The sequence below is a fragment of the Protofrankia sp. CiP1_Cm_nod4 genome (assembly GCF_982290645.1).
The window spans coordinates 1-14,239 of record NZ_CEVIVC010000069.1 but is presented as its reverse complement, the minus strand read 5'-3'; the positions used below and the strand labels follow the sequence as shown (position 1 = coordinate 14,239).

The following is a 14,239-nucleotide window of genomic DNA, read 5'->3' as shown; positions in this document are numbered from 1 at the left end:
TAACGGGTAAGTGGTATCAGGTCGTCGGTGAGGCCGCCGAGACCCATGGTGCGGATGGCGCACGCAGCGACCCGTAGTGCGCTGACGCACGCCGAGGCCCATGGCACGCCGACACGTACCGTAGCCAATAGTGCACCGATGTGCACTGTGGCCCCTGGTGCGCTGGCACGCATGATGACCCGTGGTGCGCTGACGCACACGATGTCACTGTCATCCCGCGCCGCTGATGCCGGGGGCGGTCCACCGGCGACGTCGCCGGGGCCGCGCCCTGCCGCGACCGGGGTGGGCCGTGTGCGGCCCGGCAGCCGGCGGACCCCGGTCTGAGCACGCACCCGTCCCGCGCTGCCTGCCAGCGGGCTGTGCCGTGCCCCACCCGGTGGCCGACGTCCCGGCCGGTCTCCCGGCCCCGGTCCTGATGTTCCCGCTCGGCCGTTGTGGCCGGCCGGCGGGGGGCTGCCTACTCGCCCCCCTTCTGGACGTAGCCCTTGACGAACTCCTCCGCGTTCTCCTCGAGCACGTCGTCGATCTCGTCGAGCAGGGAGTCGACGTCCTCGGACAGCTTCTCGTGCCTCTCCTTGATGTCGCTGGCGCCGGACTCCTCGACCTCGACGTCGTCACCCTGGTCCGTCCGTCGGCCCGCGCGCTGCTGACCGCCGCCGGTGTCCTTCGTGGCCATGAGACCCTCCTTCGATCGTCTGGAGCGACACTATCTCCGGGTCCGGACATCCTGAGGCGTTCCTCGCCGCCCGCCACCGACCTCACCACGTCGCCGTGGCGGATCCGTCGCGGCGCCCGCCCGTGGCGCGGCACACGCGGGTCTGCCCGGCCGTCGGCCACACCACACCCGTCGACGGCGGTGTTGGCCGGTCCACGGGCCCGCTGGCCCCCGCCACGGGTACGGGCGGAGCGGGTCCCGTACCCGGGCCGTGCCCCGCCCGGCAGCCGGGCTCCAGCGGTGGCGGTGGCGGTGGCGGACGGTCAGCCGTTGGTCAGGGCGTCCACGAGATCCTGGGCGGTCGGGCAGCGGGCGAGCAGGTCGCCGACGTGTGCCCTGGTGCCGCGCAGCGGCTCCAGGGTCGGTACCCGCTGCAGGGAGTCACGGCCGATGTCGAAGATGACCGAGTCCCAGGAGGCGGCGGCCACCTGCTGCGGGTACAGCGCCAGGCAGCGGCCCCGGAAGAACGCCCGGGTGTCGTGCGGCGGCTCGGTCATGGCGCGGACGATCTCGTCCTCGGTGAGCAGCAGATCGACCCGGCCGCGCGCCACCAGCCGGTTGTACAGGCCACGGTCGGGCCGCACGTCGGAGTACTGCAGGTCGACCAGCTGGAGCCGGGGCGCGTCCCAGCCCACCCCGTCCCGCGCCCGGTAGCCCTCGAGGATGGCGAGCTTGGCGACCCAGTCCAGCTCCCGGGAGCAGGACATCGGGTCGTCCTCCAGACGCACCAGGACGGACTCCCAGCGGGAGAGCACGTCCGCGGTCTGCGCGTCCGGATCGGTACCGAAGCGGTCCTCGACGTACTTGCGGGCCTGCTCGAGGTACTCCATCTGCAGCTGGACGGCGGTCATCTTCCGGCCGTCGCCGAGCGTCAGCAGGTGGCGCAGGGACGGGTCGTGGGAGACCGCCCGCAGGCTGCTCACCGGGTTGTCGACGCTGAGGTCGACGTCGAGCCAGGAGTCCTCGATCATCGCGAGCACGAGCGAGGTGGTCCCGACCTTGAGGTAGGTCGAGATCTCGCTCATGTTCGCATCGCCGATGATCACATGGAGCCGGCGGTACTTCTCCGGGTCGGCGTGCGGCTCGTCCCGGGTGTTGATGATCGGACGCTTCAGGGTGGTCTCCAGGCCGACCTCGACCTCGAAGAAGTCGGCCCGCTGGCTGAGCTGGAAGCCGGCCTCCCGGCCGTCCACCCCGATGCCGACCCGGCCGGCGCCGCAGACGACCTGCCGGGAGACGAAGAACGGGATGAGATGGCGCACGATGTCGCCGAACGGCGTGGACCGGGCCATCAGATAGTTCTCGTGGCAGCCGTAGGAGACGCCCTTGTTGTCCGTGTTGTTCTTGTACAGGTGCACCGGCATGGTGTTCGGCACGGACAGCGCCCGGCGGGCGGCCTCGGCCATCACCCGCTCGCCGGCCTTGTCCCACAGCACCACGTCGCGCGGGTTGGTCACCTCGGGCGTGGAGTACTCCGGGTGGGCGTGGTCGACGTAGAGGCGGGCGCCGTTGGTGAGGATGACGTTGGCCAGGCCCAGGTCGTCCTCGTTGGCGGGCGCGGACGGATCGACCACTGGCTCGCGGGGCAGCTCGAAGCCCCGCGCGTCGCGCAGTGGTGACTCCTCCTCGAAGTCCCACCGGGCCCGGCTGCCGCCGGTCGTCTGTCGGCTGGCGTAGGAATTGACCACCAGCGACGAGGCCAGCATCTGGTTGGTGGTTGGCTGACCGGGCACCGAGACGCCGTACTCGGTCTCGGCTCCCATGATCCGGCGAACGCTCACACTGTCAGCGTAGGTGCTTTGAGCCCACACCGAGACCTGGACCGGACGGGTGACCTTCGGTGACCGTCCGACAAACCTCCAGAAATACGGACCAAACACCCATCGACGGCCCGTCGATGGCCGGAAAATCCCGGCCCGGGCGCGTGCCGCGCCCCGTCAACGCCGAGGGCGGGAGAGCAGGGAATCCCCGCTCTCCCGCCCTCGGCGGAACGTCCTGCGTACCCGGAAGAGACCCGTGGCTGTGCTTCTCCGCCGTTCCCTCGCCGTTTCCTCACCGCGTCCCCGATGCTCCTCGCGGCTCTGCGCACACCGAGGGGAGGACACCGAGGGGGGACGAGACGGAGCGGGGCCCGGCCCTGGGACGCCCTGGCGTGGGCGCCCCGGGGCCGGGCCCCGCTCCGTCCGGTGCCTTCCGGTCTCCTCGTCCGCTCGGCTGGGCCGAGCGGCTTACAGGTACTGGCCCGTGTTGGCGATCGTGTCGATGGACCGGCCGGCCTCGGTGCCCTTGGTCCCGGTGATGAGCGTGCGGATGTAGACGATCCGCTCGCCCTTCTTGCCGGAGATCCGTGCCCAGTCGTCCGGGTTGGTCGTGTTGGGCAGGTCCTCGTTCTCCTTGAACTCGTCGACGCAGGCGTTGAGCAGGTGCTGCATGCGCAGCCCCTTGACGCCCCCCTCGATGAGTTCCTTGACCGCCATCTTCTTCGCCCGGGCGACAATGTTCTCGATCATCGCGCCCGAGTTGAAGTCCTTGAAGTACAGGACCTCCTTGTCACCGTTGGCATAGGTGACCTCGAGGAAACGGTTCTCCTCGCTCTCGGCGTACATCCGCTCGACGACCCGCTGGATCATGCCCTGGCAGGTCCCCTCCCGGCTGCCGCCGTTCTCGGCGAGGTCCTCGGCGTGCAGCGGCAGGTCGGGCGTGACGTACTTGGCGAAGATGTCCTTGGCCGCCTCGGCGTCCGGACGCTCCACCTTGATCTTGACGTCCAGTCGGCCCGGGCGCAGGATCGCCGGGTCGATCATGTCCTCACGGTTGGACGCGCCGATCACGATCACGTTCTCGAGCTGCTCGACACCGTCGATCTCGCTGAGCAGCTGCGGGACGATCGTGTTCTCGACGTCCGAGGACACTCCGGACCCGCGGGTCCGGAAGATCGAGTCCATCTCGTCGAAGAACACGATCACCGGCATGCCCTCGGACGCCTTCTCGCGCGCCCGCTGGAACACCAGCCGGATCTGCCGCTCGGTCTCGCCGACGTACTTGTTCAGCAGCTCGGGGCCCTTGATGTTCAGGAAGAACGCCCGGCCGCTGCCCTGGCCGGTCTGGGCCTCGACCTTCTTCGCCAGCGAGTTGGCCACCGCCTTGGCGATGAGCGTCTTGCCACAGCCGGGCGGGCCGTAGAGCAGGACGCCCTTCGGGGGCTTCAGCTTGTGCTCCAGGAAGAGCTCCTTGTAGAGGAACGGCAGCTCGACGGCGTCCCGGATCGACTCGATCTGGCCCTTGAGGCCACCGATCTGTTCGTAGCCGATGTCCGGTACCTCCTCGAGGACCAGCTCCTCCACCTCGGACTTGGGGATGCGCTCGAACGCGTACCCCGACCGAGTCTCGATCAACAGCGAGTCGCCGGCCCGCAGGTGCCCCTCCAGCAGCGGCTGGGCGAGCAGGACCACGCGCTCCTCGTCGGTATGGCCGATGACCAGAGCCCGGTCACCGCTTTCCAGGACCTCCTTGAGCAGGACGATCTCGCCGTGCCGCTCGAACGCGCGCGCGTCGACGACATTGAGGGCCTCGTTGAGCATGACCTCCTGCCCAGGGCTCAGATCGCCGACGCCGACGTTCGGCGACACCGTCACCCGCAGCTTGCGCCCCTGGGTGAACACGTCGACCGTGCCGTCGTCGTACGACCCGATGAAGATCCCATAGCCGCTGGGCGGCTGGGCGAGTCGGTCGACTTCTTCTTTCAGGGCGACGATTTGATCACGAGCTTCGCGCAGTGTGGCCACGAGCCTGTCGTTCTGCCCGCTGAGGCCGGCGAGGTCCGCCTGGGCCTCGGCCAGACGCTCCTCAAGTACGCGAACCTGCCGCGGCGACTCGTTGAGCCTGCGCCGCAGCATCGCCACCTCCTCTTCGAGGAAAGCGACCTGTGTTGTGAGCTCGTGCACCTCTTTCTCGTACGCCGACGCTCGTGGATCTCCATCGCCTGGACGGCCCGAACTCCCACCGGAGCCAGAGCCCGAACGGGGACCGGACACCGCGCCTCCACCTCCCCCGTGCTGACCGGGACGCACCCAACACTACCGTTGTGACCGCCGCTGGCACGCCGGTCTGACGACTACGGGCCTGCTTTGGCGTAAACAGCGAGTTACGGTGCCATGGTGACAGACGATCGGAGCCCTGTGGCAACGCCCACGAATTTCTCTGCGGCATCAACGCCTTCGACGGCGTCCTCGACGTTGCGCGTGCGGGTGGACCAGGCGGAGTGCACCGGCGACGGCCTCTGCGTCCAGCTCGCCCCGACCGTGTTCGAGTTCGACATTGACGGTCTGGCATACGTCAAGGGCGCCGACGGTGAGCTGCGCACCCGGGCCGGCGCGTCGGTGCCGGTACCGCTGCCGCTGGTGGACGACGTCGTGGCCGCCGCGGACGACTGCCCGGGCAGCTGCATCTACGTCGAGCGCCCCGACGGGACCCTCGAGGCCGGCCCCGGCTCCTGACCGTCTCACCCGGGCGCGCTGTCTCACCCGGGGGCACCGCCCCATCAGGTGTCGGGTGCACCGGCATCCGGCGGCACCCCGGGAACATCTCAGCGGACCGGGCGGCGGGCGTACGCCGGGAGCATCCGGATGTTCCCGGCGCCTGTTCCCAGCGTCACGAAATCCGGCATCCGGATGTCGGGAATCCGACATCCGGGCGGTGGCGGCATCAGGAATCCGACACCGGGGCGGATGCCTGAACTGTCCCGGAGGCCTGTGCCTCCTCGGGACGCGCGCCCTTGGCGGGCCGCCGCCGCCGCGGCGGGGCGGTGACCCCGTCGGCCAGCCGCCGGGCCGTCACGAGGAAGCCGGTGTGGCCGACCATCCGGTGGTCGGGGCGCACCGCCAGCCCGTCCACGTGCCAGGTGCGCGTCATCGACTCCCAGGCGGCCGGCTCGGCGAACGTGCCGTGGGCACGCAGCTCCTCGACGACACGGGCCAGCTGCGTGGTGGTGGCGACGTAGGCGCAGACGACCCCGCCGGGCACCAGCGCCGCGCTGGCCGTGCCCAGCACCTCCCAGGGGGCCAGCATGTCCAGGACCACCCGGTCGACGTCCCGCTCGGCCGCCTCGGCGAGGTCCCCGACGTGCAGGACGTGGGCGGGGTGCGGCCCGCCGAAGAAGGTCTCGACGTTCCGGCGCGCGATCTCGGCGAAGTCGGCCCGCCGTTCGTAGGAGACGACCAGCCCCTGGTCGCCGACGGCACGCAGCAACGAGCACGACAGCGCACCCGAGCCCACGCCGGCCTCCAGCACCCGCGCGCCGGGGAAGATGTCGGCGTAGGTCACGATCTGCGCGGCGTCCTTCGGGTAGACCACGGCGGCGCCGCGCGGCATGGACAGGACGAAGTCGGTCAGCAGCGGGCGCAGCGCCAGGTAGGGCGTCCCCCCGGTGCTGGTGACCACCACGCCCTCGGTGCGGCCGATCAGGTCGTCGTGCTCGATGGCGCCGGCGTGGGTGTGGAACTGGCGGCCCGGCTCCAACGTCACGGTGTGCCGCCGCCCCTTGGGGTCGGTGAGCTGGACGCGGTCGCCCTTGGTGAACGTCCCGCGACGGTTGGCGGCGCCGGTGGGTGACCGGTGCGCCACCGGTTCGCCTTCGCCCGCGTCACCGTGCGGAACCGGCTCGACGCTCACCGCTGCTTCACCAGCCGGTCGACGCTCGCCGGGTCGATGCGGGCGACCAGGTCGACCATGGCGAGCACGCCCACCGGGCGTCCGTCCTGCGTCACCAGATACTCACTCGCGGGTGTGCCGCGTACCGCCGCCAACAGGTCCTCGCCTTCTAGTTCCGCTGCCAGCACCATGCCGGGGGTGATCGTGCGGCTGACCTCGTCCACGGTCATCCACGGCCGGCGGTGTTCGGGCAGGGCGTCCACCGCGGAGCCGTTCATGATCTTGAAAGGTGTGCCGGCGGAGTCGATCACGGCTACCGCGCTCGCTCCGAGCTCCCGGGCGCGTCGCAGCGCCTCGGCGAGCGGCACGTCCCCCTGCACCGGTAGGGTACGCCGCACCAGGCGCCCGGCCGACACCCCCACCAGGCGCATCCAGATCCGCGCCTGGCGCAGCGACTGGTGTGCCCCGAGCGCGATGAACGCCGCCACCACCAGCAGGTAGAGACCGGCGAACCGGTTGCCCGGGGAGAGCAGGACCCACAGCGCCAGCAGGCCGGCGACCGCGTAGCCGCCGTACGCGCCGGCCCGGACACCGCGCAGCCTGTCCCGGGTGCCGCCCCAGACGGCGGCCACGACCAGCCGGCCGCCGTCGAGCGGGAGGCCGGGCAGCAGGTTGAACGCGAAGAGGAGCAGGTTGGTCACGGCCAGGTCGAGTATGACCACGCTGGGCTGGGTGCCGCCGTCCAGCACGGTCAGCAGGGCGAAGCCCACGCCGGCCAGTACCCCGTTGACGGCCGGACCGGAGGCGGCGACCAGGAACTCCCGGGCGGGGGTCGGCGGCTCGGGCTCGATCGCGGTGAATCCCACGAACCCGTGCACGGTCACCGCGCGTACCCGCAGGCCGAGGCCGAGAGCCGTCAGGCAGTGGCCGATCTCGTGCAGGACCAGGGAGGCGATGAACCCGGCGGAGGTGATCGCGACCAGCAGGTACAGCCGTCCGTCCGCCACACCGGGCAGGCGCACACGGTTGGGCTCCAGCAGCAGCAGGCCGATGATGAGGCCGAACAGCAGCGCCAGCGGGGAGAGGTACACCGGTACGCCGCGGACCCGCCCGACGAGCATGCCGGGCTGCCGCCGGCCGGGCTCACCTCCCCGCCGGCCGCCTCCGTCGGCGTGCGGGGAGCCGGGACGCGGGACCTGGTCAGGCTGATCGGCCATGTCTGCGATGCTACGGAGTCTTTGCCGGTGGCGGGACACCCCGTCACCGGCGGTGCGCGTCGGGCGTATCCGACGTAGGGCGGCCAGGCAGTGCCGGTGCCGGCGGCACGGCCGTCGTCGGCACCGCGGTGAAGCCGGTGAGGTGAGCCGGTGACGAACTGGGACAGGACGAACTGGGACGGGACAGGACGAACTGGGATGGGACGGGGTGGGACGGGGCGGCGGCTCCGGCCGCCCGGGGCCGGCGTCCGGATTGTCGGACCGGCCGCCTATGGTCCGAAGGCATGAGCCCGTCCATGGACCTCCCGCCCGCGCCCGACGGGGACGCCCCGCCTCCCGCGGGCCGGATTCGTGTCGTCGGGTCGCTCTCGCCGTCGCGGGCGGGCGACTTCATGAGCTGTCCCCTGCGCTACCGCTTCCGGGTGATCGACCGGCTGCCCGAGCCGCCGAGCTCCGCCGCGGTGCGCGGGACGGTCGTCCACACCGTCCTGGAGCGGCTGTTCGACCATCCCCCGCCGGGGCGCACGATCGCCGCCGCCGAGGCGCTGCTGGAGCCGGCCTGGCGCGACCTGCTTGCCCGGGAGCCGGAGCTTGCCACCCTGTTCGCGGACGAGGCCGAGCGGGCCGCGTGGCTGGAGTCGGCCCGCTCCCTGCTCGCCGGCTACTTCAGCCTGGAGAACCCCGCCGCTCTCACCCCGGCGGCCCGGGAGCTCTACGTCGAGCACGTGCTCGGCTCCGGGGTGCGGCTGCGCGGCTACATCGACCGTCTCGACGAGGCGGCGACCCGCGACGGCCCGGCGTTACGGATCGTCGACTACAAGACGGGCCGGGCGCCCGGCCCGGCGTTCGAGGGCCAGGCGCTGTTCCAGATGAAGTTCTACGCCTACCTGCTCTGGCGGATCCGCGGCGTGATCCCCCGCGAGCTGCGGCTGTACTACCTGGCCGACCGGACCTGGCTGCGGGTGCAGCCCGACGAGAGCGACCTGCGCGCCACCGAACGGAAGATCGACGCCGTGTGGTCGGCCATCAGCCGGGCCCGGCACACGGGCGACTGGCGGGCGACCCCCAGCAAGTTGTGCGACTGGTGCGATCACAAGATCCGATGCCCGGCGTTCGGCGGGACGCCGCCGCCGCTGCCCGCCGCCGACCGTCCGGCCCCGGACGCCGCCGCGGCGGCCGGCCAGCCGGAGCCGGCCGCGGGGCTGGAGCCAGCAGCGCCAGCAGCGCCAGTGGAGCCAGTGGTGTCGACAGCGCGGCGGGCAACGGACGCACCGCGGCCGGACACAGGCCCCGGTCCGACAGATGGCTGACAGCCGGTTGACGGCAGCCCGGCACGATATGCGTTCATGGCGGTATGCGTTCATAGATTGTCGGTCGCCGTACATCCGGATTTCGGCGGCTATTCGGATCGCCGCCGGGCCGGACAACGTTGGAAAGGCGAGGACGACACCGAAAAAGTCACGGGCGATCCTCGGACGAGGGTGGGACAGTACCGGGAGCCGGGCGGATCCGATCCGATGAATGCGGCCTCGCCGCGGGGCCGGTCATCGCTTCGACGAGGGTTCCCCGGCGGACGGCGCCGATCGGTTCCGACCGGCGGAACGATCAGCGGGATGCCGCATTTGCCGGACGTCCGGGCCGGCGGTGCCGGTGGGTTGCCCGACCGGCAGGCTGTGATCGATATGTTGTGATCGGCACGTTGTGTGAAAGGAGCTTCTTCCATGAGCCGAGCGGGCCGGATCTCCGGCGCCGATCCCCAGGCCGAGCCGGTCGCGTCCCCGGGGCCCCCGGATCCTGCCGGTGCCGCCGGCGGGGTGGCCGGCGCCGCGGCCGCCGCCCGCGCCGAGGACCTGGTCAAGATCTACGGATCGGGGCAGACCGCGGTCACCGCCCTGCGGAACATCGACGTGTCCTTCCCTCGCGGCCGCTTCACCGCGATCATGGGGCCGTCCGGGTCGGGGAAGTCGACCCTGATGCACTGCCTGGCCGGTCTCGACACGGTGACCAGCGGCCGGGTCTACGTCGGCGACGTGGACCTGTCCAGGCTGTCGGACAAGCAGCTCACCCAGCTGCGGCGGGACCGCATCGGGTTCGTGTTCCAGCAGTTCAACCTCCTGCCGACGCTGACCGCCGCGGAGAACATCACCCTTCCCCTCAGCATCGCCGGGCGTAAGCCCGACCAGCAGTGGCTGCGCGCGGTGGTCGACGCCGTCGGGCTCGCCCCCCGGCTGAGCCACCGTCCCGCGGAGCTCTCCGGCGGGCAGCAGCAGCGGGTCGCCTGCGCCCGCGCACTGGTCACCCGACCGGACATCGTGTTCGCCGACGAGCCCACCGGCAACCTCGACTCCAGGTCGGGCGCGGAGGTGCTGGCGTTCCTCCAGCGGTCGGTGCGCGAGTTCGACCAGACCGTCGTCATGGTCACCCACGACCCCACCGCGGCGTCCTTCTCCGACGAGGTCGTCTTCCTCGCGGACGGGCGGCTCGTCGGCTCGATCCCGAACCCGACCGCGCAGAGCGTCCTCGAGCGCATGAAGCATCTCGACGATCTCCAGCAGGAGGCGTCCGCCGCCGGCGGCGCGTCGCCGGAGGGCCAGCGGCCGCAGCCCCGGCAGAGCCCGGACGAGTGGCACGAGGCGGCCCGGGAACAGGGCCACGGATCCGCGGGCAGGGCCTGACACGATGCTGCGCGCGACCCTCAAGAGCCTGCTGGCCCGCAAGATCCGGCTGGTGCTGTCCGCACTGGCGGTCGTGGCCGGCGTCAGCTTCGTCACCGGCACGCTGGTTCTCACCGACACGCTGAACCGGACCTTCGACGGGCTGTTCGCCAACATCTACCAGAACGTGGCCGTCTCGGTCCGGTCGACCAACGCGGTGGACAACACCTCCGGGACCAGCAGCAGACAGCCCCTGCCCGCCTCCGTGCTGGACACCGTCCGGGGCGTCGACGGCGTGCGCGAGGCCTTCGGTGGCGTCGACGGCACGGCGGTCCTGGTCAACCCTCGTACCGGCAAGGCCGTCGACACCGGCGGTGGGCCCTCGCTCGGCACCAGCTGGGACGGTGGCAGCCAGACCTCCGCGGTGGAGCTCGCCAGCGGCCGCGCGCCGCGCGGGGCGGAGATCGTCGTGGACAAGGCCACCGCGGACGATGCCGACCTGCGGCTCGGGGAACAGGTGACCGTCCTCACCAACGGTGGGCCGACCCCCTACACCCTGGTCGGGACGTTCCGGATCGCCGGGCAGGACAGTCTCGGCGGTGCCGCGGTGACCGCGTTCGACACCGCCACCGCGCAGCGCGTGCTGCTCGCCCCGGGCGAGTTCTCCTCGATCAGCGTCGCCGCCGCCGACGGCCTCTCCCAGAACGAGCTTCGCGACCGGATCGCCCGGGTGCTGCCCGCCGGCATCGAGGCGATCACCGGCAAGCAGCTGACGGACGAGAACGCCAACACCGTCCAGCAGGCCATCGGCGGCTTCTCGACGTTCCTGCTCGTCTTCGCGGGCATCGCGGTCTTCGTCGGCGCCTTCATCATCTTCAACACCTTCACGATGCTGGTGGCCCAACGGGTGCGGGAACTGGCCCTGCTGCGGGCGCTGGGCGCCAGCCGGCGGCAGGTGCAGCTCGCGGTCCAGCTGGAAGCGGGGGTCGTCGGGTTCGTCGGAGCCACCCTGGGGCTGCTGCTCGGCGCGGGGCTGGCGGTGCTGCTGCGGGCCGCGACCGCCGCGATCGGGGTCTCCCTCCCCGAAGGGGGCCTGGTCTTCCAGCCACGGACGATCATCGTCGCCTACGCCGTCGGGATCCTCGTCACGGCCGTCGCCGCGTTCGTCCCCGCGCGCAAGGCCGCGTCGGTACCCCCGGTGGCGGCGATGCGGGAGACCTTCGTGCTGCCCGCGCGTTCGCTGCGTATCCGGGGGGTTGCGGGGGGTGCGCTGGCGCTCATCGGTGCCGCGCTGCTGGTGCTGGGCCTGACGACGGCCAGCGGCAAGGGCGCGGCGGCCGTCGTCGGCGTCGGGGCGGGGCTGGCCTTCCTCGGGGTGGCCACCCTCTCGCCGCTGCTGGCCCGGCCCGTCACCAGGGCCATCGGCAGCCCGTTGCCGGCCCTCTTCGGCGCGACCGGGCGGCTCGGGCGGGAGAACGCCATGCGCAACCCGCGCCGCAGCGCCTCCACGGCGTCCGCGCTGATGATCGGTCTTGCGCTGGTGAGCGCCTTCTCCGTGCTCGGCCAGTCCATCAAGCAGTCGGTGACGAACACGGTCCGCAACAACCTGGGCGCGGACTTCTACCTGACCTCGACCAGTTTCGCGCAGGGCTTCAGCGCCGACGTCGCCGGTTCGCTGCGGGACACCCCCGACATCGAGCTCGTCACCGGGCTGCGGTCCGACACGGTGAAGATCAATGATGCGAAGAAACAGGTCACCGCCGGTGATCCGGCGGCGCTGCCGGAACTGCTGGCACTGAAAACCACCGCCGGCGATCTCCAGGCCCTGGGCAGGGGCTCGATCCTGATCGACGAGGACACCGCCAAGGACCAGAAACTGACCGTCGGCCAGGAGGTCCCGGTGGTCTTCCCGGACGGGCCCACGACGCTGCGGCTGGTTGGCACGTTCGAGAAAAGCCCGGTGGCCGGGCAGTACCTGATCTCGCTCGACGAGTTCAGCCAGCGCTTCCCCACCAACACCCTGGACTTCTTCGTGCTCGTGAAAACGGCGAAGGACGCGGATCTCGCCCAGGTACGCCAGAAGATCGACACCGCGGTCAAACCCCATCCGAACGTGGAGGTCCGGGACCAGTCCGAGTTCATCCGGCAGCAGGAGAAACAGGTCGACCAGCTGCTGGGCTTCATCTACGTGCTGCTCGCGCTGGCCGTCGTCATCGCCCTGTTCGGGATCGTCAACACGCTGGCCCTGTCGGTCATCGAGCGGACCCGGGAGATCGGGCTGCTGCGCGCGGTCGGCATGAGCAGACGGCAGCTACGCAGAATGGTCCGGCTGGAGGCGGTCGTGATCGCGGTGTTCGGAGCGCTGCTCGGGGTCGCGGTCGGCAGCTTCCTCGGCTGGGCACTGACCATCGCGCTGAAGGAGCAGGGCATCGACACCTTCGCCTACCCGACAGCAACGATCATCATCGTCGTGATCGTCGGTGGTCTCCTCGGCATCCTCGCCGCCATCTTCCCGGCCCGCCGGGCCGCGAAGATGGACATCCTCCGGGCAATCGCAACCACCTAACGGCGGTTTGACCGCTCCTGCTCTGGCTGCCCTTGGTGGGGCCTCCCAACACCGAACATGCACCGAACACGCTCGGGAGGCCCCACCAGAGCACCCGTTCGCCCAGCGCAACCGTCGCGCCGCTCGTCATGCCGTTTTCCCGGCCCCCGTGACCCAGCGGCGAGGGCTACGGCGCTACCTGCCGTCCTTCGCGCCGACCCCGTTCCCAGCGGTGATCTGCACGTCGATCAACGATGTGATCGTGCACGGTGTACCGGACGGCTACCGCCTGCGCGACGGTGACCTGGTCAGCATCGACTGCGGCGCGCGGCTCGACGGCTGGACCGGCGACGCCGCGGTCAGTTTCGTCGTGGGCATCCCGTGCCCGGCCGACCTGCGGCTGATCGCCACGGCCGAGCGGGCCCTGGTCGCGGGCATCGCCGCCGCCCGGGTCGGCGCCCGCGTCGGGGACATCTCCCACGCGATCGGGCGGGTGTGCCGGGCGGCGGGCCTGGGTATCCCGGACGGCTTCGGCGGGCACGGCATCGGCCGGCAGATTCACGAGGACCCCCACGTCCCGAACGACGGCCGCTCCGGCCGGGGCCCGCGGCTACAGCCAGGGCTCGTCCTCGCGATCGAGCCGATGGTCACCGCCGGAGGCGGCGACCGCTACCGCACCGCCCCGGACGGCTGGGCGCTGCACACCACCGACGGCACCCGTGCCGCCCACGTCGAACACACCGTCGCCATCACCGAGATCGGCCCCCGCATCCTCACCCTCCCCTGACGGTGGTCCTCCCTCAACGCCCCCTCCTCACAGTGGTCTTTCCTCAGTACGTGAAACACGGTGTCCGGAATGACGGGTTGTATGGCGGCGGTTCAGACATCCCATGGGTTCAGGTGCCAAGCGGCGTCGCTCGGCACGGGCAGGCCGGAAATACCCGTGGCATCTTTGTGATCTTTTTTGCCTGTTGGCAGATTCGGTGTGTATCCGGTGCATATGGTGCGGCCATGCCCAGTGCCGAGCACGAATCCCCGGTCGCCCTGACCAGGCTGGACCCGGACCTGGTCGGCTGGCTGCTGACCACCGTGTTCGACGTCGAGATACCCGCCTACCACCACGCCCGCACCCAGGCCACCGACGTCCGCGTCCTGGTCCCCCGCACCTACCACGCCGACGGCATGGTCCTGTTCTGCGACCCGGCCGACCGGCCGCTGGCGGCCGCCGTGGTCGAGGTCCAACGCGCCCGGGACCCGGTCAAACAACGCACCTGGAAGCTGTACGTGGCCCAGCTGGAGGCCGAGCTCGACGTCGACACCGCCCTGTTGGCCTACTGCCCCGACCCGGCGGTGGCCCGCTGGTACGAACGCCTGCTCGCCGCGGGCCGGCCGAGCAGCCTGCCCTTGCGCCCGTATGTCTTCACTCCCGACGACATCCCCCTGGTCGTGGACCCGCAGA

10 protein-coding genes and 1 pseudogene are annotated in these 14,239 nt (G+C 71.1%); 6 read left to right on the top strand and 5 right to left on the bottom strand.

What is annotated here, in order from left to right; all coding sequences use genetic code 11:
• Nucleotides 1-457 precede the first annotated feature (457 nt).
• From AC5LSR_RS14320 to arc, 3 genes are all read right to left on the bottom strand, one after another.
• Entirely contained in the window at nucleotides 458-676 is a 219-nt protein-coding gene (locus tag AC5LSR_RS14320; protein WP_250281420.1) for a ubiquitin-like protein Pup, read from the bottom strand.
• 302 nt (nucleotides 677-978) lie between these two features.
• A complete protein-coding gene (gene dop / locus AC5LSR_RS14315; RefSeq protein WP_445548369.1) occupies nucleotides 979-2,496 on the bottom strand; it encodes a depupylase/deamidase Dop in 1,518 nt (505 codons plus the stop codon).
• Nucleotides 2,497-2,943: 447 nt separating this feature from the next.
• Nucleotides 2,944-4,749: a proteasome ATPase gene (arc, locus tag AC5LSR_RS14310; protein ID WP_250281422.1), complete on the bottom strand. Its 1,806-nt coding sequence runs from the start codon at nucleotides 4,747-4,749 to the stop codon at nucleotides 2,944-2,946.
• Nucleotides 4,750-4,956: 207 nt separating this feature from the next.
• Here arc and AC5LSR_RS14305 point away from each other — a divergent pair, with 207 nt between their 5' ends.
• Complete coding sequence (locus AC5LSR_RS14305; RefSeq protein WP_250291212.1) at nucleotides 4,957-5,211, top strand: ferredoxin; 255 nt, start codon at nucleotides 4,957-4,959, stop codon at nucleotides 5,209-5,211.
• Between the two features lie 208 nt (nucleotides 5,212-5,419).
• On the opposite strand, the gene AC5LSR_RS14300 is transcribed toward AC5LSR_RS14305, so the two are convergent.
• Both AC5LSR_RS14300 and AC5LSR_RS14295 read right to left on the bottom strand, forming a co-directional pair.
• On the bottom strand, nucleotides 5,420-6,337 hold the full coding sequence (locus AC5LSR_RS14300) for a tRNA (adenine-N1)-methyltransferase (RefSeq protein ID WP_250281444.1): 918 nt from the start codon (nucleotides 6,335-6,337) through the stop codon (nucleotides 5,420-5,422).
• A gap of 44 nt (nucleotides 6,338-6,381) precedes the next feature.
• Entirely contained in the window at nucleotides 6,382-7,581 is a 1,200-nt protein-coding gene (locus tag AC5LSR_RS14295; protein ID WP_250281426.1) for a site-2 protease family protein, read from the bottom strand.
• A gap of 284 nt (nucleotides 7,582-7,865) precedes the next feature.
• Between AC5LSR_RS14295 and AC5LSR_RS14290 the strand changes: the two genes are divergently transcribed.
• The 5 genes and pseudogenes from AC5LSR_RS14290 to AC5LSR_RS14270 form a co-directional block, all read left to right on the top strand.
• A complete protein-coding gene (locus tag AC5LSR_RS14290) occupies nucleotides 7,866-8,891 on the top strand; it encodes a RecB family exonuclease (RefSeq protein WP_493465173.1) in 1,026 nt (341 codons plus the stop codon).
• A gap of 411 nt (nucleotides 8,892-9,302) precedes the next feature.
• Nucleotides 9,303-10,256, top strand: coding sequence for an ABC transporter ATP-binding protein (locus AC5LSR_RS14285; protein WP_250281430.1), 954 nt, complete (start codon nucleotides 9,303-9,305; stop codon nucleotides 10,254-10,256).
• 4 nt (nucleotides 10,257-10,260) lie between these two features.
• Nucleotides 10,261-12,801, top strand: a complete 2,541-nt coding sequence (locus AC5LSR_RS14280) for an ABC transporter permease (RefSeq protein WP_250281432.1) — start codon at nucleotides 10,261-10,263, stop codon at nucleotides 12,799-12,801.
• Between the two features lie 148 nt (nucleotides 12,802-12,949).
• A complete protein-coding gene (gene map, locus AC5LSR_RS14275; protein WP_250281435.1) occupies nucleotides 12,950-13,567 on the top strand; it encodes a type I methionyl aminopeptidase in 618 nt (205 codons plus the stop codon).
• Nucleotides 13,568-13,791: 224 nt separating this feature from the next.
• Nucleotides 13,792-14,239: pseudogene (locus tag AC5LSR_RS14270) on the top strand (hypothetical protein); the annotation flags it as partial.